The organism is Streptomyces sp. NPDC031497 (assembly GCF_055580905.1).
Genome location: NZ_JBVIKO010000016.1, coordinates 224,288 through 245,422, shown reverse-complemented (window position 1 = coordinate 245,422; position 21,135 = coordinate 224,288). Strand labels below are relative to the sequence as shown.

Here is a 21,135-nt window from a genome sequence, read left to right as displayed (position 1 = left end):
GAGGTCCTCTCGGTTTCGTGTATTCATGCCGGTTCGAGCGCGTCGACCACGCTCGCGGGCGAGGGCATGGCGGCGATCTCCCGGGAGAGTTCGCGGGCCCGCTCGCCGTAGGTGTCCTTGGACAGCAGTTCCTGACAGGAGTCCGCGATCGCGTCGGCCGCGTCCTCGCCGGGCAGCAGCGTGATCGCGGCCCCGTGATCGGCGACGCGACGGGCCGGCTTCTCCAGCACGGCGCCCCGCGGAATGAGCAGTTGGGGCACACCGGCGTTCAGCCCGGTCAGGGTGCTGACGCCGCCCCCGTGGTGCACGAGCAGATCGCAGGTGGGCGCCACCACGTCGAGCGGTACCCAGCCGGCCCGGATGCCCGGCAGTTCGTCGTGCAGGGCGTCGGCGACCGCTTCGGGCGCGGCGACGATCAGCTCGACGTCCCAGGCGGCGACGTCCTTGGCGAGGCCGCGCAGGAATTCGAAGTTCTTGTCGTAGCTCTCCTTGGCGACCCGGCTCCCGGACGTCACCAGGACGCGGCGGCGCTCGCCGCGGCTGTACATCCAGGGTTCCAGCTGCCGCTGGGCGTTGGCCGGGACATACCGCATCGGCCGGGCCGGGGCGGCGTCGGCCGGCCGCAGGCTCGGCGGGCAGATGTCCACGAACACATCGGGGACGGGCAGCCGGTCAAGGCCGAACTCTGAGAGTTCCGGCCGGAGTTCGGTGTCCGCGCCGGGATGGATGCCGTCGGCCTCGATGGCGTCCCAGGCCTGGCGCACATGCGGCACGCCGAGGTGCAGGGCGAGCAGCGGGGCGACGTAGCTCATCGTGCCGCCGACGACCAGGTCGGGCCGCCAAGCGCGGCAGAACTCCAGCATCCGCGGCAGGCTGGAGGCGGCCATGCGCGCGAACCAGCGCCCGGTGAAGAGCGCCTGCTCGACCGGATCGGAGGGGATCTCCTCGGGGTTGCCGGCGCGGTCCGTGGTGATGAAGTGCCGGATCGGCAGATCGGTGGTCGCGATGCCCGGCAGACCCGAGGCGGTGATGACCGGAACCATGTCGTCGTTCGCGGCCATGACGACCTGGTGACCCGCGTTGCGGGCGGCAGTGGCCAGCGGGGCCAGGGCGAAGACCGTCGCCGGGCTGCCCGCCGCCACGAAGAGCATTCTCACGCTGTTCCCGCCTTGCTGAATCGGGGCAGGAGGTCTGCCCGTACGGCCTCGGCCACGGTCGGCGCCTTCGCGTCCTTGTCCGAGATGAGGGGCGTCTCCGGGCAGTTCCAGGGCAGCGCGAGATCCGGATCGAGCGGATTGATATCGATCTGGGTGCCCGGCACATACGCGGTGGAGACGACGTAGCAGATGCAGGCGTCGTCGCTGAGCGCGAGGAATCCGTGGCCCACGCCCTCGGGGACGTAGACGGACCTGCCGGAGCCCGCGTCCAGTTCGCTGACCTGGTGCTCGCCGAAGGTCGGGGAGCCGATCCGCAGGTCCACCACGATGTCGCGCAGCGCACCGCGGACGCAGGTGACGAACTTGGCCTGCCCGGGCGGTATGCGCACACTGTGGATCCCGCGCAGGGTGTGCCGTCTCGACACGGAGTAGTTGATCTGCTGGGGCCGGAAGGCGACGCCGGTCACGCTCTCCAGCACGTCGCTGCGCAGGGACTCGTAGAACGTCCCGCGCTCGTCCGGAATCTGGTCGGGCGTGATCAGGTAGGTCCCGGGCAGGGTCATTTCCTCGATGTGCACTACACGCTCGCCTCTCTCGGTTCGGTGGCTGCTCGCGCCCGTCGCTCCAGATCGGCGGCCACGTCGGCGGGGGACGGCATCGCGGCCATCTCCGCGCCCAGCCGGCGGGCCGATCCGGCGTAGCGCGGGTCGGACAGCAGCTCGTCCAGGGCCTGGCCGACGACCCGCGGGTCGTCCTGCTGTGCCGGGGTCTCGAAGGACAGTCCGGCACCGGTCGCGGTGAGCCGGTCGGCCAGCGGGAAGTGGTCCGCCAGCTGCGGCAGCACCAGCTGCGGGAGTCCGAACGCGGTGGCGGTCATCGCCGTGCCGGCACCGCCGTGGTGGACCACCGCGTCGCAGGTCCCGAGGAACAGGTGCAGGGGCAGCGGGTCGACGACCGTCACGTTCCCCGGCAGCGGCCCGACCCCCGCGCGGTACGGCCGCGGCAGGGTGACGAGGATCTCGGTGTCACGGCAGGCGGCGAGGGCGTGCAGCAGGCCGCGGATGAAGGGCTCGCCGTGCAGGGCCGGTGTGTTGCCGAGCGAGACGGCGACCCGTCGCCGCCCGGCTCCCGGGCCGGGGTCCGCCCGCACCCAGGCCGGCGTCTCGGCGCCCCCGCTGTAGGGCACGTACCTGATCGGCACGCCCGCTTCGCCGTCCGGTATCCGCAGGCCCGGCGGGCACGGGTCGAGCAGCACGGTCGGGTCCGGCAGCGCCGCCGGACCGGGGCGCGCTGCCGGCTCCGGGACGTCGGCGCGCACGAAGCGCCGGGCGGGGCCGGAGATCGCGTCCACCGTCCACCGGTGGTGCACCACCGGCACACCCAGCCGGGCGCCGATGATCAGGGAGCAGTACTCCAGCGGGTCGGCCACGATCAGCTCGGGGCCGTACTCGTCGGCGAGGGCGGTGTAGTGGCCGAGGTGCGCGGCGGCGTGGGCCCACCACAGCCTGCCGTACCCGCCGAGCAGTTCGGGGGCCGGCCGGGGCCGGGCCTGCAGGGGCCGCTGCTCTGCGGGCAGGTTCCTCAGCAGCATGGCGTCGACGTCGAACGACTTGCCCACCTCGACGGCGGTGAGCCCGGAGGCCCGGACCGCGCCCAGCACATCGGGCTGGCAGAGCACCGTCACCTCGTGGCCGGCCGACCGCAGCGCCCACAGGAGGGGCACCAGGGGCAGGTAATGGGACGGTACAGGGGTGGTGATCACCAGTACGCGCATCTGACGGACAGTCCTTTCCGGCCTGTACGGGCGCGTTCAGCGGCGCTCGGTGGTCAGGCGCTCCAGCAGGGGCACGATGTCCTTCGGCGCGGGCGCGGCGAGCATCTCGTCGTACAGACGGCGGGCGCCGAGGGAGAACGACGGGTCCTGCAGGAGCCGCACGAGTTGCTTGTGCAGTCCCGCGACGTCCAGAGCCTCGGGATCGGCGACCAGACCCGCCCCCATGTCCTCGACGTACCGGGCGGTGACCATCTCGTCCCACATCGGCAGTGGCACCACGAGCTGGGGCACCTGGAAGTTGACGGCGGCGGAGAACGTCCCGCCCCCGCCGTGGTGGATGATCGCCGAACTGGTCGGCAGGACCTGGTTGAGCGGCACGTACTCGACCGTGCGGACGTTGTCGGGCAGGGTGCCGACCGCGGCGAGCTGCTCGCTGTTGAGGGTGGCGACGACCTCGATGTCCAGGGCGGACACCGAGTCGAAGAACTCGCGCATGGGGAAGCCGCTGTACTTGCCGAAGAGCTTGCGGCGGCTCACCCCCAGGGTGAGCACCACGCGCGGACGTTCGGGCTGGTGGTGCAGCCAGGCCGGGAGGGCGGCCGCGCCGGTGTAGGGGACCCGCCGCACCGGGACGTGCGTGAGGTCGAGCGGCAGCCGCATCCTGGACTGGGTCAGGTCCAGGGTCCACTGGCCGAGCAGCATCTCGTCGTTGAACTCCAGCCCGTACTGCTCCAGTATCGGGCCGTACCAGCTCACCCAGGGGTGCTCGGTCAACTCCGCGTCCGGCCGGGCCAGTTCCCGCTTCGTCCGCTCGTGGATCAGGGCGATGTTGTCCGTGCCCCAGACCAGGCGGGCGTGCGCGGCGCCGCAGACCCGCGCGGCGACGGGCGCGGGGAACATCAGCGGGTCCCACAGCACCAGGTCGGGCTGCCAGGCGCGGGCGAAGTCGACCAGGTTGTCCAGCACGGGCCTGCGGCCGCCCGGCTCCGCGGGCTCGGGGTAGTGCATCCGGAACATTCCGGTGAGGATCGCGCGCGCCGTGCGCCAGCCCTCCGACTCCTCCGGTTCGAACGCGTCGAAAGCGAGCGAGGGGCGGTTCGGCTTGCTGTCCCCCGTGTTCTTGCTCAGGGCTTCCGGCAACTCCTCCGGCGTTCCGAGCGGTACGGCCGTGAGCCCGGCCGCGCCTATGTTCGCGATCACCCCCGGGTCCACGACGCCCGCATGGCTCGCCACGACGACCTCGTGCCCGGCGCTCTGCAGCGCCCAGGCCAGCGGCACGACGGGATACAGGTGTGCCGTCGCCGGAAAGATGGTGAACAGGACACGCATCGTTGAAACTCCGTTCGTGTTCGGGTGCGCGGGGGGTGTGCCGGTGGAGGGTGGGCCCGGGGTGCGTGTGGACCCGCGCCGTCAGGGCGCGGCGTCGCCCCCGCGGGTGCGGGCCGTCAAGGCGACGAGCGTGCCCGTCGCCGACACGGCGGTGAGGAACGCCAGCGCCCCCCGGTAACCGCCGCCGAAGGACGCGGCCGCGGCCGTGGCCGGCAGCGCGAGCACCGCCCCGAGCTGTACGGCCGTCTGGTAGACCGGCACCGCGGCAGCCCGGTGCTCGGCCGCGATCCCGGCCGTGGCCTGGAGGTTGAGGGCCGCGAAGGACAGCACGAAGCCGGCCTCCACCAGCAGCAGTGCGGGCAGCACTCCGGTGGCGTACGACGCGGGCGCCCCGGTGAGCAGGGCGGTCACGCAGCCGAGCGCCGCGGCACAACTTCCGGCCCTGATCAGCCGTTCGGTGCCGAAGCGCGTCACCATCCGGCCTGCGAAGGGCAGCGCGAGCGCCAGGGGCAGACAGGCCGGCAGGAACGCGAGCGCCGTGCGCCAGGAGCTCCACCCCCACTGGTCGTGCAGCCGGTGGGCGAGCAGCATCAGCAGGCCCAGATACGTGCCGTTGAGCGTGGCCGCGCACACCGCCGAGCGGCGGAACGGACCGTTGCGCAGCAGCCCCGCCGCGGTCGCCCCGAGCGGCGCGGCGGGCGCCGGCGCCGCATCGCGGGGGATGAGCCGGGCCCCGGCCGCCAGCAACAGCAGGGCGACCGGGGCGGGGAACACCGGGTTCCAGCGCCAGCTCAGTTCGGTGAGCGCCCCCGAGCACAGCAGTCCCGCGGTGAACCCGGCCGCCCCGAAGAGCGAGTAGACCGACACCGCCCGGCGCTGCTCGGCTCCGGGCCGGAACGTGGTGCTGATGATCGCGAGCCCGGTGGGCGCGGTCAGCGCGGCACACATGCCCTTCACCACCCTGGTGGCGACCAGCACGGCGCCCTGGTGGGCGAGACCGCCGGCCACCGAGGCGGCGATGAACACCGGTAGCGCGGCCAGGTACACGCGCCGCCGGCCCCACCGGTCGACGAGACGCGGACCGAGCAGCAGCAGCGCCGCGAAACCGGCGGCGAAGCCGCTCATCACCCACTGGCTGCCGAGCATCGAGAGCCCGAGGTCCCGCCCCAGCGCCGGCAGGGCGACCAGCATGACGGAGACCTCAAGGGCGTCGATGAGCATGTTGCCGGCGAGCACGAAGAGCAGGGCCCGCCGTCCGACACCGATGCGGGGGGAGGCGGGTGAGGAGAGCGTCGTCATCGGCTCGGCCGTCCGCCCGCTCAACCGAGCAGCGTGCCGCCGCTGGCGTCCAGATAGGAGCCGGTGATCCAGCGGGAGTCGTCGCTCGCGAGGAAGGCCACCACGTCGGCGACGTCCCGTGTCTCGCCGACCCGTCCGAAGACCGAGTAGTTCGCCATGGCGGCCACCGCCTCCGGGTCGTCGAAGACCGGCGTGCCGTTGTCGGTGATGCCCGGACCCACGCTGTTCACGGTGATACCGCGGGGCCCGAGGTGCTTGGCGAAGTGCAGGGTGAGCTGGTCGATGGCGCCCTTGGTCATCGCGTACGCCACCTCCTGCGGGTTGGCGACCCTGGTCAGCCCGGAGGAGATGTTGATGATCCGGCCGCCGTCGGGGAGGTTGTCCAGCGCGCGCTGCACGAGGAAGTACGGCGCCTTGGCGTTGACGGCGAAGAGCCGGTCGAACGCCTCGGGCGTGAGGTTCTCGGGGGCCACGCCGCCCATGACGCCTGCGTTGTTCACCAGGATGTCGAGGGTGACGGCGCCGGTGCGCTCCTTCAGCTCCCGCTCCAGGGCCAGGAAGAGCTCGTGGACGTCGCCGGGCACCCCGAGCTCGGCCAGCACCGAGAAGCCCCGGCCGCCCTCCTTCTCGATGGCGGCGACGGTGTCGTCGGCGGCCGCCCGGTTGCTGGAGCAGTGCACCGCGACGAGTGCCCCCTCGCGGGCCAGCCGGATCGCCGTGGCCCGGCCGATGCCGCGGCTGGAACCGGTGACGAGCGCGGTCTTTCCGGTCAGTTTGCCCATGGTGATCCTCCTGTGCGTAGTGTGCTGACGATTCGGTCCGTGAGCGCCGTGAGCGCCGTCAGCGGCTGGGCCGCCGGGCTCCGTCACGGTCGGGCCGCCGCCGTCGAGCCCGCTGATCATCGCGGCGAGATGACGGCGGGCCGACGGGATCCCGAGCAGTTCCCGGAACACCGTCCGCACACCGTCCACTTCGGGCCCGCCGAACAGCAGCTGGGCCTGAGCCTCGATGTTGCCGAGCACGCGTGCGCCCACCGGGTGGCGGACGGCGTGGTAGGTGTCGAGCAGTTCCTCGCCGGCCCGGCCGGCGAGATGTGCGGCGAGTTTTCCGCCGAGGTCCGCCGCGTCCTGCAGGCCGAGGTTGAGGGCCTGCCCGCCCACCGGCAGCTGGACATGGGCGGCGTCCCCGGCGAGGAACACCCGGCCGATGCGGTAACGGGCGGCCTGCCGCCGGGCGTTGTGGAACGCGTTGAGCCAGACCGGCTCGGCGCCACTGACGTCCTCGCCGGTGACGTGGGCCCACACCGCGCAGACCTCCTCGAAGGAGGGGGTCTTCGACTCGCCGGGTACCCGGTCGAACGCGTGCACCATGATGCGGGTGACGCCGTCCGGTCCGCGGCGGGCGTTGGCCACCCCGCCCGCGTGCCGCTCGAAGCGCCGCTCCCGCAGGTCGATGCCCGCCAGGTCCGCGCGCAGCAGCTCCTTGGTGGGACCGGCACCGGGGAACGCGAAGTCGGCCAGCCGCCGTACGGCGCTCTCCTCGCCGTCGCAGCCCACGACGTACGCGGCGCTCAGCCGTAGCCGCTCACCCGCCGACGAGGTCGCGACGACGTGCACCTGGTCGGGCGCCTCGACCAGACCGGTCACCGTGTGTCCGCGTCGCACCTCGGCGCCGAGCCCGGTCGCCCAGTCCGCGAGAACGGCCTCGACGCGGGTCTGCGGCGCCTTCCACTGGCCGGCGTACGGGCTGTCGCCGGCTTCGGTCAGGTCGAGGGGGATGCCCCCGAAGTGGCCGGGCCCGGCGTCCGGCGGGGGCCCGAGCCGTTCGACCAGGCCCCGCTCGTGCAGCAGTTCCATGGTGCGGGCGTGCAGGATCGACGCCCGCGACTCGGCGGTGGGCTCGGTCAGCCGCTCCAGCACGGTCACCCGCGCCCCGCCGGTGCGCAGCTCCCCGGCGAGCAGCAGGCCGACCGGTCCGGCGCCGACGACGAGCACATCGGTGTCCAGCGCGGCCATGGTCAGCGCTTGTTCTCGGCGTAGTCCTTGGCGTGGCCCAGAGTGGCGCGGCTGTTGGTGCTCAGCGCGCCGCGGACGTACTCCCGGGCATCGGCGACGGTCGCGTCCGGGCCCAGGATCGCGGCTATGTTCGCCGTGTTGAGGACCACGGTGTGCTGCGAGGTCGCGGCGACGCCGCCGGCGTTCTCCGTGAACGTCCAGTAACCGGTGTGCAGGGTCATCAGCGCGGGCAGGGTGACCTGCTTGTACGCGATCCGGTGGTGCGGGAAGACCACCCGGTACGACTTGGTGGTGTGGGTCGAGCCGTCCTTGGCGCGGGTGTCCATCTCCAGGGTCTGCAGCCCCGGGGTGTCCTCCGAGAAGCGGACGGAAGCCACGTGCGGCAGCCGCTCCACCCACAGCCCGGCCTCGTTGACGAAGTCGTAGGCGTCCTTGGCCGCGCCGGCGATCTGCACGGTGTCCTCGAAGGAGAACGTGATCTCTTCGGAGGCGTGGGCCAGTTCGACGTTGGTCTTCAGCGCGGCCAGCTCCGAGCGGGAGTTGCGGTCGACGGCCTCGTCGATCCACTTCAGGCCCTCCGGGGCGTCGTCGACGGCCCGGTAGTCGTGCAGCAGCCGCACTCGCGACGACGTCTCGGACAGCGGCTCGATGATCCACGTGCCGCCCATGGCGGCGACCGGCGGGGTGGAGACCTCCTGACGGAACGTGATCCGCAGGCTCTCGGGGTCCAGGGTGCGGCGCGAGGTCCAGTTCTTCGCCTCTCCGTTGGCGGTGGCCCAGATCCGGATGCGCTCCTCGCCCGCGCCGCGCTCGACGTGGTCGACGTAGATGGTCGGCGGGAAGATCCGCGGCCAGTTCTCCACCTCGGCGATCAACCGGTAGACGGCGGCGGCCGGGGCCTCGACGGTGATGGTGTGCTCGACCTGACGGGTCGTCATGATGTCCTCTCCTCCGTGGCTCAGAAGTTGCCCAGGCCGCCGCAGACGTTCAGTGCCTGGGAGGTGATGGAGGCGGCGGTGTCGGATGCCAGGTAGCCGACCAGGCCCGCGACCTCCTCCGGCGTCGAGTAGCGGCCGAGCGGGATCTTCGCCTGGAACTTCTGGAGAATGGCGTCCTCGCTGGTGTCGTACGCGGTCGCGTAGCCCTGGCGCACGCGCTGCGCCATCGGTGTCTCGACGTAGCCGGGGCAGACCGCGTTGACGGTGATGCCGGTGGGCGCCAGCTCGTTGCCGAGCGCCTTGGTGAAGCCGACGACACCGTGCTTGGAGGCCGAGTAGGGGGCGCCGAGCACCACGCCCTGCTTGCCCGCGGTGGAGGCGATGTTGATGATGCGGCCGCGGTCCTTGTCGCGCATGCCGCCCGTGGTGAGCACCTCGCGCGTCATCAGGAAGACGCTGTTGAGGTTGGTGGCGATGACGTCGTGCCAGAGTTCGTCGGCGATCTCGGCGGTGACTCCGCCGCCGGACCTGCCCGCGTTGTTGACGAGTACGTCGACCGTGCCGAAGCGCTCGACCGCCTGCCGCACGAACCGTCCTATGTCGTCGGCGGAGCGGACGTCGCAGGGGGCGCCGTCCACCTCCAGCCCCTCGTCGAGGAGTTCCTTGACCGTGCGGGTCACGCTGTCCTCGGTGCGGGCGCACAGGAACACCCGGTGGCCCTGCTCGGCCAGCAGCCTGGTCACCGCGAGGCCGATACCGCTGGTCGCCCCGGTGACGAGGGCGACCTTCGGATTCTGCTGCTTCATGTCTGTCTCCTGCAGAAGGGTGGAGGCGCAAGGCGCGAGGGGGGAGGCGCGAGGGGAGAAAACGCGCCGCCGGTTCCCGCCGGAGGCATCGACGGGAACCAGCGGGAACCGGCGGCGCGGTCCGGGGCCGGGCTCAGCCGATCTCGGCGGGCACCAGCAGGGCGTTCACGGACTCGATCAGCGCGCGCGGGGTCTTGGCGTCGGTCAGCGTGTCGTCGTCAAGGGTGACGCCGAACTCGCGCTCGATCCGGCCGCCGGTCTCCAGCATCGCCAGGGACTCGTAGCCCAGCGACTCGAAATCGGTGTCGATGATGTCCCCGTCGAGGTCGACGCCTTCGTCCGCGCCGGCCCCCTCGCGCAGGATGCGCTTGAGGTCGTCGATGGTGAACTCGTGGGAAGCCATGGGGGAGTGTCCTTTCGTTGCTGCGGTGGGGAGTCGGTCAGGCCGGTCCTCCGCGCGCCGGCTGACCGTCGCCGCTCGTCGGCGGGCCGGGCCCTATGCGGCGGAGCGAACCACGATCGCGGAGTTGAAACCGCCGTGGCCGCGGGCGATCACCAGGGCGGAGCGCACCGTGGCGGTCCGCTCCTGGTCGACGACCAGGTCGAGGCCGTGCTCGGGGGAGGGCGTGACGCCGATGGACGGCGGGATCACCCCGTCCCGCATGGCGAGGAACGCGGCGGCCAGGTCCAGGGGAGCCGCTCCCGAGTAGAGCCGCCCGGTCATCGTCTTGGGCGCCGTCACCGGCACCGCCCCGGCCCCGAACACCTCGGTGATCGCCGCGGCCTCGATCCGGTCCAGCTCGGGGATGGCGGCCGCGTCGGCGAACACCACGTCGATCTCGCCCGGCGTGGCCCCGGCATCGGCCAGCGCCAGTTCGATCGCCTTGCGCAGACCCGCGGGACGCTCGCTGCCCGGCCGGGGGTCGAGCGTGGAGCCGTATCCGGCGATCTCGCCGTAGATCTGCTTGGCACCCCGGGCCCGGGCCTGCTCCAGCTCCTCCAGGACGAGTAGGGCGCCGCCCTCGCCGGCCACGTGCCCGTTGGCCGCGGCATCGAAGGGCAGATAGGCCCGCTCCGGGTCGGTGCTGGTGCTCAGCCGGTTGCTCGCCATTTGGGCGACCCAGCCCCAGGGGCAGATCGAGGCGTCCACGGCCCCCGACATCACCAACCGGGTGCCCTTGCGGATCTGGCGCCGCGCCTGGGCGACCGCGTCGAGTCCGCCGGCCTGGTCGCTGACGACCACGCCGCTCGGGCCCCGCATGCCGTTGCGGATGGAGATCTGGCCGCTGTTGACGGCGTAGAACCAGGCGAACGACTGATACGCGCTGACGTACCGGCTCCCCTGACTCCACAGGGCCTGCAACTCCCGCTGGCCGAACTCGAAGCCGCCCGAGGAACTGGCCGTGATCACGCCCATCTCGAACTCGGGCAGCTCCCCGGGACGCACCGCGGCGTCCTCGAACGCCCAGTCCGCGGCCACGAGGGCGAGCTGGGTCATCCGGTCGGTCTGCGGCAGCAGCCGGCCCGGCAGATGCTCCTCCGCGGCGAACCCCTCGATCTCCCCGGCCAGTTGGGCCGGATACCGGTCGGGGACGAACCGCGAGATGCGGCCGATGCCGCTGGTTCCCTTGCGGGTCGCCGTCCAGTAGGCCTCCACGCCCAGGCCGTTGGGGGCGACCACGCCCAGCCCGGTGACGGCGACCCGGACGCCGGACCCGTTCATGCTGCCCTCCGATCGGGACGGGCGAGCACCATGGCGCTCTGGAAACCTCCGAACCCGCTGCCCACGGACAGCACGGCGTCGGTTCTCCAGTCCCGCGCGGTGAGCGGCACGTAGTCGAGATCGCACTCGGGGTCGGGCGTGTGCAGGTTGGCGGTGGGCGGCACGACGTTGTTCTCCATCGCCAGCACGCTCGCCGCGATCTCGATCGAGCCGATGGCGCCCAGGGAGTGCCCGACCATCGACTTGATCGAGCTGACCGGCACGGCGTACGCGTGCTCGCCGAGGCTGCGCTTGAACGCGGCGGTCTCGTGCCGGTCGTTCTGCTTGGTGCCCGAACCGTGCGCGTTGATGTAGTCGACGGCTTCCGGAGCGAGCCGGGCCTCGTCCAGGGCGACCCGGATCGCCTCGGCCATCTCGCGTCCGTCGGGGCGCAGCCCCGTCATGTGGAAGGCGTTGCTGCGCGTGGCGTAGCCGGCTATCTCCGCGTACACATGGGCGCCGCGCCGCCGTGCGCTGTCCAGTTCCTCCAGGACGAAAACCGCCGAACCCTCACCGAGCACGAACCCGTTGCGCGTCCCGTCGAACGGGCGGGAGGCGTGCTCCGGGTCGTCGTTGCGCGAGGTGGTGGCCTTGATCGCGTCGAAGCAGGCCACGGTGATGGGCGAGATCGGGGCGTCCGCCGCGCCGGCCACCATGACGTCGGCCGATCCCTCGCGGATCAGCTCGGCGGCGTAACCCACGGCGTCGAGGCCCGAGGTGCAGCCGGTGGAGACCACCGTGGTCGGGCCCTCCGCGCCCACCGCCCAGGCCACCTCCGCGGCGAAGGAACTGGGCACCATGTAGTTGTAGAGGTGCGGGACCGCGTACTCGTGGTCGACCAGTTCGAGTCGTCCGCTGTCGCTGACGGTCCGGTACTCCTCGTCGAGCCCCATCGTCGCGCCGACCGCGCTGCCGATGGTCACGCCGGTCCGGTGCGGGGCCAGGGCGTCGAACTCGAGTCCGCTGTCCGCCACCGCTTCCCGCGCGGTGACCACGGCGAACTGCGCGGCCCGGTCCATCCGCCGGATCTCCTGGGCGCCGAGACCCAGCAGTTCGGCGTCGAAGTCGACCTCGGCGGCGACCTGCGAGCGGAACGGGGAGGGGTCGAAGAAGCTGATGCGCCGGGTCGCGGTACGCCCGTCGGCCAGCAGGCTCCAGAAGCTCTTGGCGCCCACGCCGCCCGGCGCGGTGACGCCGATGCCGGTGATCACGACCCGCCTGCCGTACGGGCCGCTCACAGCGCGGTCCAGTGGTAGAAGCGCTGTGCCATGGCATCGGCGGGGGAGCGCCAGGTGGCGGGGTCGTAGGCGGTGATGAACGGCTTGAGGTCCTCGCTGATGCCGACGAACCGCGGGTCCGTCTTGGCCGCCTCGATCCGCTCGCCGCCGTCCTCGGAGTCGAAGTCCTGGAGGTGGAAGTAGAGGCCCCGGTAGGTGAAGAGCTGTCGGCGCCGGGTGCCCATCAGGTGTGGCATGTCCGTGCCGTCGAACTCGCCGAAGAGGCGGGCGACGTCAGCAGCCGAATGGGGTTCCATCCGGGCCACGATCAATGTGCTGTGCATGCGTCTCTCCTTGTCAAGCCTGCTGGATCCGGGACGGACCGAACCAGCGCTCCAGTGCCATGGGCAGATCGTGGTGGCTGCCCGGCGCGGCCCAGGCCACATGCCCGTCCGGACGGACCAGCACCGCCGAGGTGCCCGAGAGCGGACCGTCGGCCAGGACGCCGTGGGGCTCCGCGGTAACGATGTCCACCCGGTCCGACCACCCGGCCGCGCGGTCGCGGAGGACAGCGTTGTCCTCCAGGTCGAGCAGCACGCCCCGCCCCGCGTGCAGCAGTTCGGTGCTGCTGGTCTTGCGCCGGTCGCCGACCAGCTCCAGGTGCGGCATCCGCAGACCCAGCAGCGGGTGGCGGCCCGGGCCGACGTCGTAGCGGATCTCCAGACCGCTCACCATGCCGGCGAGATGGCGGCTGACCTCCTCGTACCGGATCAGCTCCGCCAGTACGTCGCGCAGCGGCTGGACCTCGTCGCCGCTGAGGAAGAGCAGGCCCTGCGCCCTGGTGTTCATCATCAGCCGCCGGCCCACCGCGTGCCGTTCGCCGTGGTAGGTGTCCAGCAGCTCCTCGGGCGCGGTGCCGCGGACCACGGCCGCCAGCTTCCAGCCGAGGTTCAGGGCGTCCTGGATGCCGGTGTTCATGCCCTGGCCGCCGGCCGGCAGATGGATGTGCGCGGCGTCCCCGGCCAGCAGCACCCGGCCCCGCCGGTACTCGGTGGCGAGCCGCGTCGCGTCGCCGAACGCGCTGACCCACTCGTGCTCGGCGTGCGAGATGTCGATGCCGGTGATCCGCTGCCAGGCCGCGGCCACCTCCGCGTACGAGGGCGGCTCGGTGCGCCGGCGCGGCGGCGTGCCGCGTTCGCAGACGATGATGCGGGTGACGCCGCGGTCGCCGAGCGGGCCGCACATGACCATGCCGCCGGAGTACGTCTCGCCGATCAGCCGCGGTTTCAGGTCGACGCCCTTGATGTCCGCCAGGTACATCTCCATGGTCGCCGCGGTGCCCGGGAAGTCGAAGCCGGAGGCCTTGCGTACGGTGCTGCGGCCGCCGTCGCACCCCACCAGGTAGGAAGCCGTCAGCCGGCTCTCCTCGCCCTCGGGGCCGCGCACCTCGGCCTCGACGTGGTCGCCGTGGTCGCGCAGGGTGACCAGGTCGTGGCCGCGTCGGATGTCGACGCCCAGCTCGCGCACCCAGCCCTCGAGCATCGTCTCGGTGTCCGACTGCGGCACGGTCTTGGCCGCCTGGTGGATGCTGTCGAGGACGCCGAAGTCCACGGGCAGCCCGCCGAAGTGGCCGGCGTTGCTGGTGCCCATGTCGCCGAAGCGGTGGAGCAGCCCGCGCTGGTCGAAGACCTCCATCGTCCGGGTCGTGAAGCCCAGCCCGCGGGACTCGCCGGTGCGCTCCCGGAGCCGGTCCAGCACGATGACGTCGACTCCCGCAAGCCGTAGCTCCCCGGCGAGCATGAGTCCGGTGGGACCTGCGCCGGCGACGATGACGGAAGCGTCCATGGATGTGTCCTCCGGGGCGTCGGAATGGTGGATACGACGAAGCGGCGCACCGGAATGGGACATCGGTGCGCCGCTTGATGCTTTTCTGCAGTGACGTTCGTGTCGGATGAATCGACACAGTGCTGCGGAAGCTAATGAAGAGCTTCTTCGGAATCCCGGCGGATGTCAATACCCATATTCCAGTTCAACGACATGCTTGAGTCAGAACTTTGTTAAATCAAATTCTCGGGGGCAACGAAAAAACAGCTCCACCAGGGGCGGGTTCGCCCTGGTGGAGCCGTTGATCGCGGAGGCCGTCGTCGGCGCCTGTCAGGCGCGGGCGCCGAACGACGCGTGGACGTCCTGCTCGTGGTAGTAGGTGCGGCCGTTGACGGCGCGGCGGCGCCACTGGTGCTCGCTGGCACGTCGGTAGACGCTGCCCGGCGCGACGCCCCACAGCGCGGCGATGTCCTGGGCGGTCATCCAGCGCACCGCCGGCTCCGTGCGCTCCGCGCCGAGCCCGCTGCCCCGCCGCATCCACTCCTGGCCGGACCAGCGGTGCGCGGGCTCCGTGTCGCAGCCGACCTCGACCGCGGGGGCGGCGCCGCCCGGCCGGACCGCCGCGGTGAGCGTGCCCCCGCAGTCCGGCACGACACAGTCGCCGACCGGGACCCGGCGCCGCGGCGCCGGGTCGACGACCCGGCGGGCCCGGCGTACACACCGTGCCACCTCGTCGGACAGCTCACCGGCGGCCCGGTGCGCGTGGAGCCATGCGGAGTGCCGCAGCAGGAAGTCCGCGATCTGGGCCGGGGTGTCCTGCGGGGCGCCGACGCCCCGTTCCTCGACCACCAGCGCGGCCCAGGACCGCAGAATCCCGGTGATCCCCGAACGGGCCTCGGCGGCCGCTGTGTTGAAGGGCAGCCCGGGCGCGGAGCCGCCGCCGGACGTGCGGTCGCGCGGCCGGTCGACGCCGGTGAGCAACTGTCCGCACTCGTCGTGCAGGCGCGGCAGCCGCCGCAGGTCGTGGGTGAGACGGAGCCGGCAGTTCGGGCAGAGCCGGCTGCCGGCGACGGCCAGCTCCGGGGCGCGGCCGGCAGCGACGCTGCGCAGGCACGCGGCGCCCTCGCACTCCGTCGGTTCCGTGGTCGTCGTACGGACGGTATACGTGGTGTCCTTGAATCCGTGAGTCATTTCCCCCACCGCTTCTAAGTGCGGCGAATCTATTTCTTGGATTCAGGGACCGGCAAGCGAAGACCCGCTACATGTAATTTCTCTGTAGCGGGCCTTCGGTTTTTCGAACCGACCTGTCCTGGCGATGTCCTCAGATCGAGAGGCGCGCCGCGATGCCGTCGAGGACGGAGTCCAGACCGGACTCGAACTGCCACTGCTGGTCGTCCTTGCGCCGGGCCTCGGTGATGTAGCGCGCGTACATCGGGAACCGGCCGGTGGTCATGAGCCAGGCCATCTGCGAGGCCAGTCCGGCGCGGGCCTCCTCGCGGGTGGACCAGCCGCGGACGCGCAGCATCTGCGTCAGTCCGATCTCCGAGTCCACCGCGCCGTGCACGTAGGAGGTGAGGGTGTTGTAGACCGCCATGGCGTGGTCCGCGTCGAGCCCGAGGCCGTCGAGCGCGGCCAGGACGGCCTCGGTCACGGCCAGCTGGTTCGGGGTCGGCGCGCACCACGTCGCCCGCGTCACCCACGAGTGCCGCAGCAGGACCTCCCTTATCCGCAGGGCGACGGACCGCAGGGTCGTGCGCCAGCCCTCCTTGCCGTCGGGCAGCTCCAGCTCCGCGTACACGAAGTCGACCATCAGCTCCAGGAGCTCGTCCTTGCCGGTGACGTAGCGGTACGCGGCCATGGGGGCGACGCCGAGTTCGGTGGCCAGGCGGCGCATGGTGACCGCGTCGAGTCCCTCCGCGTCGGCGATACCGACGGCGGTCATGGCGATCCGCAGGGGGGTCAGGGTGGTGCGAGGGGCGGGCGCCGGCCGTTCGAGGCGCTCCCACACGGAGACGTGGTCCTTGTCCTCGCTCGCTGCTTGTCTCTCCCGGGCGGTCATCGCTTCGGTTCCTTCCGACGAACAGTGCTGTGTACACCGTATCAGGAGTGGACAACGTACACACGGATGTGTACGTTGTACGAGAAAGATACGGCGTACACACCACCGAGGAGTCCTCCATGGCCGACGTGACTGACGACACTATCCGCACCGCGGTGATCATCGGCAGCACCCGGGATGGACGGTTCGGTCCGGTCGTCGCGGACTGGATCGCCGGACACATCGCCCAGCGCGAGGACATGGAGGTCGACCTGATCGACCTCGTCGAGACGCCTCTGCCCACCGTCTTCCCGGCGTTCGGGCAGGCCCCCGCCGACGAGGTCGTGGCCCAGCTCGGCGCGGTGTCGCCGCGGCTGGCCGGCGCCGACGCCTTCGTGATCGTCACGCCCGAGTACAACCACAGCTTCCCCGCACCGCTGAAGAACGCCATCGACTGGCACAACGAGCAGTGGCACGCCAAGCCGGTCGGCTTCGTCTCCTACGGCGGACTCGCCGGCGGCCTGCGTGCCGTCGAACAGCTCCGTGTCGTGCTCGCGGAGCTGCACGCGGTCACGATCCGCAACACCGTCAGCTTCCACAACTACGGCGAGGTCTTCGGTGCCGACGGCAGGCCGACCGACCCCGGGTGCGACGTTGCGGCCAAGGCCATGCTCGACCAGCTCACCTGGTGGGGGCAGGCCCTGCGCGAGGCCAGGCGCGCGCGCCCGTATGCCGTCTGACATCCCTCCACTCGTGCCCTGGGGGCAGCGATGAACGACCCCACAACCGACACTCCCGCGCCCGACCGGCCCGGCCTGCCCCGGCTGGGTGTCTTCGGACTGATGCTGAGCATCTTCCTGGCGACGCTCGACGGACAGCTCGTCAGCACGGCGCTCCCCACGATCGTGGGCGACCTCGGCGGCCTCGACCACTTCTCGTGGGCGGTGACGGCGTACCTGCTCACCATGGCCGCGTCCACTCCCGTCTGGGGCAAGCTCGGGGACCTGTACGGCCGCAAGGGCGCCTGCCTGAGTTCCGTGATGCTTTTTCTGGGCGGGACGGTGCTCTGCGGCCTGGCGCAGAGCATGGGGCAGCTCATCGCCTTCCGCGGCCTCCAGGGCCTCGGTGCGGGCGGCCTGATGGTCGGCGCGCTCTCGGTCATCGGCGTGGTGGTGCCCGCGCGGGACCGCGGCCGCATCCAGTCGATGGTGGGCGTCATGATGCCGGTCGCCTTCGTCGGCGGCCCCCTGCTCGGTGGGTTCATCACCGACTACATGAGCTGGCGCTGGGCCTTCTACGTCAACGTACCCATCGGCCTGGTCGCACTGCTGGCGATCACCAAGGGCGTACGGCTGCCCGCCGGCCGCGTCACGGGGCGGATCGACTGGCTCGGCACGGCCCTGCTCACCACCGGCATCCTGGCCCTCACCCTGCTGGCCGGCTGGGCCGGCACCACCTACGCCTGGACGTCCTGGCAGATCGCCGGACTCGCCGTGCTCGTCGTGCTCGCACTGGCCTGGTTCGTGCGCGTCGAACTGCGCGCCGCCGAACCGATCACGCCGCCCCGGCTCTTCGCCCGCCGGGACTTCACCCTCGCCCAGATCCTCAGCTTCCTGGTCGGCGCCGTACTCTTCTCCGTCGTCAACTACCTTCCGCAGTACATGCAGTTCGTCCAGGGGGCGTCGTCCACCGCCAGCGGCCTGCTCATCCTGCCGCTGATGCTCGGCATGCTGACGGCCCAGCTGGCCACCGGGCGGCTGATGGACCGAGGCGGTCTGGACCGCGTCGTGGCGCTCGCCGGCGGCGCCGTCGCCCTCGCCGGGGCGCTGCTGCTCCTCCTGCTCGGCACGGACACCCCGCTCGCCGCGGCCTCCGCGTTCACCCTGGTCATCGGGGTGGGAATCGGCGCCCTGATCCAGAGCACCATGGTGGCCACCATGAACAACGCGGACCCGCGCGACATGGGCGCGGCCACGGGCACGGTCACCCTGGTGCGCACCATCGGCGGCTCCCTCGGGGTCGCCTTGCTCGGCGCCCTGCAGAGCAGCCGCATGAGCGAGGTGCTGACCGAACGGCTGGGCTCCGCCGCGCAGCAGCGGCTCACCGCGGGCGGCGCACTGACCCCCGCGCAGCTGAAGGACATGTCGACCGCCATGCGCGACGCGGTCCGGGAAGCCGTCAGCAGCGGTCTGCACGGCGTCCTGCTGGGCGCGGCCGTCCTGTCCGCGATCGCGTTCGGCGCGGCGTGGTTCGTCCGCGCCGCGCCGCCCCTGATCCCGGCTGCCGCGGGGCCGCCGGCCGCCGGGGCCGGAGCCGGGGCCGGGAAGGACTCCGCCCGCACCCCGTCGGGGGACTGAGCGCGGCCCCGCGCCGCCACCCGTCCCCGTACCCACCCAAAGCAGCCGGCCGCACGGACGAATCCCCCGTCGCCGCGCGGCCGGCCCCTATCGAAGGCGAACACCGATGCCCAAGTACTCCGTCGAACGTGCCCGGGACGTCCTGGACCGTCCGTTCTCCCTGGGAGGCCTCACCCTGCCCAACCGCGTCGTGATGGCCCCGATGACGCGCGAGTTCTCCCCCGGCGGAGTGCCGGGCGACGACGTGGCGCAGTACTACGCCCGGCGGGCGGCCGCCGGGGTCGGTCTGATCATCACCGAGGGCACCTACGTCGGCCACGACTCGGTGGGCAGCAGCGCCCGCGTCCCCCACTTCTACGGCGACGAGGCGCTCGCCGGCTGGTCGGCCGTGGCCGAGGCCGTCCATCAGGCGGGCGGCCGGATCATGCCGCAGCTGTGGCACGTCGGCATGGACCGCGCGGCAGGCGCTCCGCCGGTCCCCGACGCCCCGCGGATCGGCCCCTCGGGCATCGCCCTGGACGGCACGAAGTCGGGCAAGGAGATGACCCAGGCGGACATCGACAACGTGGTCGCCGCCTACGCCACGGCCGCGGCGTCCGCCGAGTCGCTGGGCTTCGACGGCATCGAGATCCACGGCGGCCACGGCTATCTCATCGACCAGTTCCTGTGGGCGCACACCAACCGGCGCACCGACGCCTACGGCGGCGACATCGTCGGCCGCACCCGTTTCGCCGCCCAGATCGTGGCCGCCTGCCGGGAGAGCGTCTCCGACGACTTCCCGATCTCCTTCCGGTTCTCCCAGTGGAAGATGAACCACTACCAGGCGCGGGTCGCCGAGACGCCGCAGGAACTGCAGACCATGCTCGGTCTGTTGGCCGACGCGGGTGCCGACGTCTTCCACTGCTCCACCCGGCGGTTCCACCTCCCCGAGTTCGAGGGGTCCGACCTCAACCTTGCGGGCTGGGCGAAGAAGCTCTCCGGCAAACCCGCCATCAGTGTCGGCTCGGTGGGCCTCAGCAACGAGTTCCTCGAGGTGTTCCAGGGCGAGCAGGCCACGGTCACGGACATCGGCGAGCTGCTCGACCGCATGGAGCGTGAGGAGTTCGACCTCGTGGCGGTCGGCCGGGCCCTGCTCGGGGACCCCGAGTGGCTGCGAAAGGTCCTCGCCGGGCGCGTCGACGAACTCACCGCGTTCCACCGGGGTCTGGTCGGCAGCCTCCACTGAGCCGTACGGCCACCTGCCCGACCGCAGGCCGATGATCCCGTCGCTCCGGAGCGCCTCCGGAGCGACGGCCGTGCGGGCGGCGCGGGCGTGAACGCGAGTCCGGTACCGCCGCGGCCGTCCGCCCGCCTGCCTGTCCGCAGAATCGGAGAATCCAGGTTGAACCCACGCTTGCTCGTTCTGACGTCTGCGACGTTCGCCGTCGGCACCGACGGTTTCCTCATCGCGGGGATCCTGCCCGACATCGCCCACTCCCTCGACGTCTCGCCGTCCGTTGCCGGGCAGTTGGTGACCTTCTTCGCGCTCGCCTACGCGCTGCTCTCGCCCGTGCTGGCCGCGGCCACGGCCTCCTGGCCGCGACGCCGGCTGCTGGTGACGGCGCTGCTGGTCTTCACCCTGGGCAACGTGATCGTCGCCGTCTCCCCCGACTACGGCGTCGCCATGGCCGGCCGGCTGGTGGCCGCCGCCGGGGCCGCCGTGGTGACGCCGGCCGCCACCGTCGTGGCGACCGGCCTCGTCCCGCCGGAACAGCGCGGCAGGGCGCTGGCCCTGGTCGTGGCCGGGCTGAGCGCGGCGACCGCGCTCGGCGCTCCGCTGGGCACCGCGCTCGGCGGCGCGGGCCACTGGCGGCTCTCCCTCTGGGGAGTGGCGGCCCTGGGCGTCGTCGCGGCCCTCGGCGTCGCGGCCCTGCTCCCGGAGACGCCCCGGCCGCCGGCCGTCGGCCTGCGCCAACGGCTCGCGCCCCTGCGTGACATCCGGATCGCCACGGTGCTGTCGACGACCCTGCTCACCCTGACCGGCCTGTACACCGTCTACACGTACATCAGCCTCTCCTTCGACCGGGCGACGGACGGCAGCGGCAACCGCCTCGCCCTCCTCCTCTTCGTCTTCGGCCTCGCGGCCACGGCCGGCAACCTGACCGCCGGCAGTCTGACCGACCGGTTCGGCACCCGCCGGGTGCTCACCGTCGCCCTGCTGGCCTGCGTCGTCGACTTCGCGCTGATGCCCTGGAGCGGGTCAGGTCTGCCGAGTGCGCTGCTCGCCGTCGTGGTCTGGGGCGTGTGCGGCTTCGGAGTGCTCGTCCCGCAACAACACCGGTTGATCTCCGTGTCCGGCGCGGGAGCTCCGCTGTCGATCGCGCTCAACGCGACCGCGACCTACCTCGGGGTCGGCCTGTCCGGCGTCATCGGTGCGGCGGGTCTCCATCTCGTGGGCGCCCATCGACTCGGCCTGATCAGCGTGGTGTTCCTCGCCCTGGGGCTGTGCAGCGCCGAGCTGGCGCACCGGGTCATCCGGCGCCGGGAGGAGTCCGCGACGGCCCCGACCGGTGCCGTGTCTCTTCCCGACTCCCCGAGCGGGACCGCCCGTTGACCGGTTCCACATGCCCTAGCAATTTC

19 protein-coding genes are annotated in these 21,135 nt (G+C 71.9%); 4 read left to right on the top strand and 15 right to left on the bottom strand.

What is annotated here, in order from left to right:
• Nucleotides 1-23 precede the first annotated feature (23 nt).
• The 15 genes from ACZ5K7_RS30050 to ACZ5K7_RS29980 all read right to left on the bottom strand — a co-directional run bounded on the left by ACZ5K7_RS30050 (nt 24) and on the right by ACZ5K7_RS29980 (nt 16,180).
• On the bottom strand, nt 24-1,151 hold the full coding sequence (locus tag ACZ5K7_RS30050) for a nucleotide disphospho-sugar-binding domain-containing protein (protein ID WP_468918088.1): 1,128 nt from the start codon (nt 1,149-1,151) through the stop codon (nt 24-26).
• A gap of 2 nt (nt 1,152-1,153) precedes the next feature.
• Nucleotides 1,154-1,735: a dTDP-4-dehydrorhamnose 3,5-epimerase family protein gene (locus ACZ5K7_RS30045; RefSeq protein WP_450973694.1), complete on the bottom strand. Its 582-nt coding sequence runs from the start codon at nt 1,733-1,735 to the stop codon at nt 1,154-1,156.
• Nucleotides 1,735-2,931, bottom strand: coding sequence for a nucleotide disphospho-sugar-binding domain-containing protein (locus tag ACZ5K7_RS30040; RefSeq protein WP_468918057.1), 1,197 nt, complete (start codon nt 2,929-2,931; stop codon nt 1,735-1,737). Before ACZ5K7_RS30040 ends, ACZ5K7_RS30045 begins: the two co-directional genes overlap by 1 nt.
• Before the next feature lie 36 nt (nt 2,932-2,967).
• Nucleotides 2,968-4,260, bottom strand: coding sequence for an activator-dependent family glycosyltransferase (locus ACZ5K7_RS30035; protein ID WP_351713458.1), 1,293 nt, complete (start codon nt 4,258-4,260; stop codon nt 2,968-2,970).
• Between the two features lie 81 nt (nt 4,261-4,341).
• Nucleotides 4,342-5,583 carry an MFS transporter gene (locus tag ACZ5K7_RS30030; protein WP_468918054.1) on the bottom strand — a complete coding sequence of 414 codons (1,242 nt, stop codon included), beginning with the start codon at nt 5,581-5,583 and terminating at the stop codon, nt 4,342-4,344.
• Entirely contained in the window at nt 5,580-7,574 is a 1,995-nt protein-coding gene (locus ACZ5K7_RS30025; RefSeq protein ID WP_468918051.1) for an SDR family oxidoreductase, read from the bottom strand. Before ACZ5K7_RS30025 ends, ACZ5K7_RS30030 begins: the two co-directional genes overlap by 4 nt.
• 2 nt (nt 7,575-7,576) lie before the next feature.
• A complete protein-coding gene (locus tag ACZ5K7_RS30020; protein ID WP_468918048.1) occupies nt 7,577-8,512 on the bottom strand; it encodes an aromatase/cyclase in 936 nt (311 codons plus the stop codon).
• 20 nt (nt 8,513-8,532) lie between these two features.
• Nucleotides 8,533-9,318, bottom strand: coding sequence for a 3-oxoacyl-ACP reductase FabG (gene fabG / locus ACZ5K7_RS30015; protein WP_468918045.1), 786 nt, complete (start codon nt 9,316-9,318; stop codon nt 8,533-8,535).
• A gap of 133 nt (nt 9,319-9,451) precedes the next feature.
• Complete coding sequence (locus tag ACZ5K7_RS30010; protein WP_351713448.1) at nt 9,452-9,721, bottom strand: acyl carrier protein; 270 nt, start codon at nt 9,719-9,721, stop codon at nt 9,452-9,454.
• A gap of 93 nt (nt 9,722-9,814) precedes the next feature.
• On the bottom strand, nt 9,815-11,041 hold the full coding sequence (locus ACZ5K7_RS30005; protein WP_351713446.1) for a ketosynthase chain-length factor: 1,227 nt from the start codon (nt 11,039-11,041) through the stop codon (nt 9,815-9,817).
• Nucleotides 11,038-12,318 (bottom strand): beta-ketoacyl-[acyl-carrier-protein] synthase family protein, encoded by a 1,281-nt coding sequence (locus ACZ5K7_RS30000; RefSeq protein ID WP_351713444.1) that lies wholly within the window; start codon nt 12,316-12,318, stop codon nt 11,038-11,040. Before ACZ5K7_RS30000 ends, ACZ5K7_RS30005 begins: the two co-directional genes overlap by 4 nt.
• Nucleotides 12,315-12,641, bottom strand: coding sequence for a TcmI family type II polyketide cyclase (locus ACZ5K7_RS29995; protein ID WP_351713442.1), 327 nt, complete (start codon nt 12,639-12,641; stop codon nt 12,315-12,317). Before ACZ5K7_RS29995 ends, ACZ5K7_RS30000 begins: the two co-directional genes overlap by 4 nt.
• Before the next feature lie 13 nt (nt 12,642-12,654).
• Nucleotides 12,655-14,142, bottom strand: a complete 1,488-nt coding sequence (locus ACZ5K7_RS29990) for an FAD-dependent monooxygenase (RefSeq protein ID WP_351713440.1) — start codon at nt 14,140-14,142, stop codon at nt 12,655-12,657.
• Between the two features lie 309 nt (nt 14,143-14,451).
• Nucleotides 14,452-15,312, bottom strand: a complete 861-nt coding sequence (locus ACZ5K7_RS29985) for a hypothetical protein (RefSeq protein WP_351713438.1) — start codon at nt 15,310-15,312, stop codon at nt 14,452-14,454.
• A 130-nt stretch (nt 15,313-15,442) separates the two neighbouring features.
• Complete coding sequence (locus tag ACZ5K7_RS29980; RefSeq protein WP_351713436.1) at nt 15,443-16,180, bottom strand: TetR/AcrR family transcriptional regulator; 738 nt, start codon at nt 16,178-16,180, stop codon at nt 15,443-15,445.
• A gap of 119 nt (nt 16,181-16,299) precedes the next feature.
• On the opposite strand from ACZ5K7_RS29980, the gene ACZ5K7_RS29975 reads away from it, so the two are divergent.
• The 4 genes from ACZ5K7_RS29975 to ACZ5K7_RS29960 all read left to right on the top strand — a co-directional run bounded on the left by ACZ5K7_RS29975 (nt 16,300) and on the right by ACZ5K7_RS29960 (nt 21,109).
• A complete protein-coding gene (locus ACZ5K7_RS29975; RefSeq protein WP_351713434.1) occupies nt 16,300-16,899 on the top strand; it encodes an NADPH-dependent FMN reductase in 600 nt (199 codons plus the stop codon).
• Between the two features lie 30 nt (nt 16,900-16,929).
• Nucleotides 16,930-18,516, top strand: a complete 1,587-nt coding sequence (locus tag ACZ5K7_RS29970; protein WP_450973691.1) for an MDR family MFS transporter — start codon at nt 16,930-16,932, stop codon at nt 18,514-18,516.
• A 106-nt stretch (nt 18,517-18,622) separates the two neighbouring features.
• The gene (locus ACZ5K7_RS29965) at nt 18,623-19,741 is read left to right on the top strand and encodes an NADH:flavin oxidoreductase (protein ID WP_351713430.1); all 1,119 of its coding nucleotides are present in this window, start codon (nt 18,623-18,625) and stop codon (nt 19,739-19,741) included.
• Nucleotides 19,742-19,909: 168 nt separating this feature from the next.
• Complete coding sequence (locus tag ACZ5K7_RS29960; protein WP_468918035.1) at nt 19,910-21,109, top strand: MFS transporter; 1,200 nt, start codon at nt 19,910-19,912, stop codon at nt 21,107-21,109.
• The last annotated feature ends 26 nt before the right edge of the window (nt 21,110-21,135 follow it).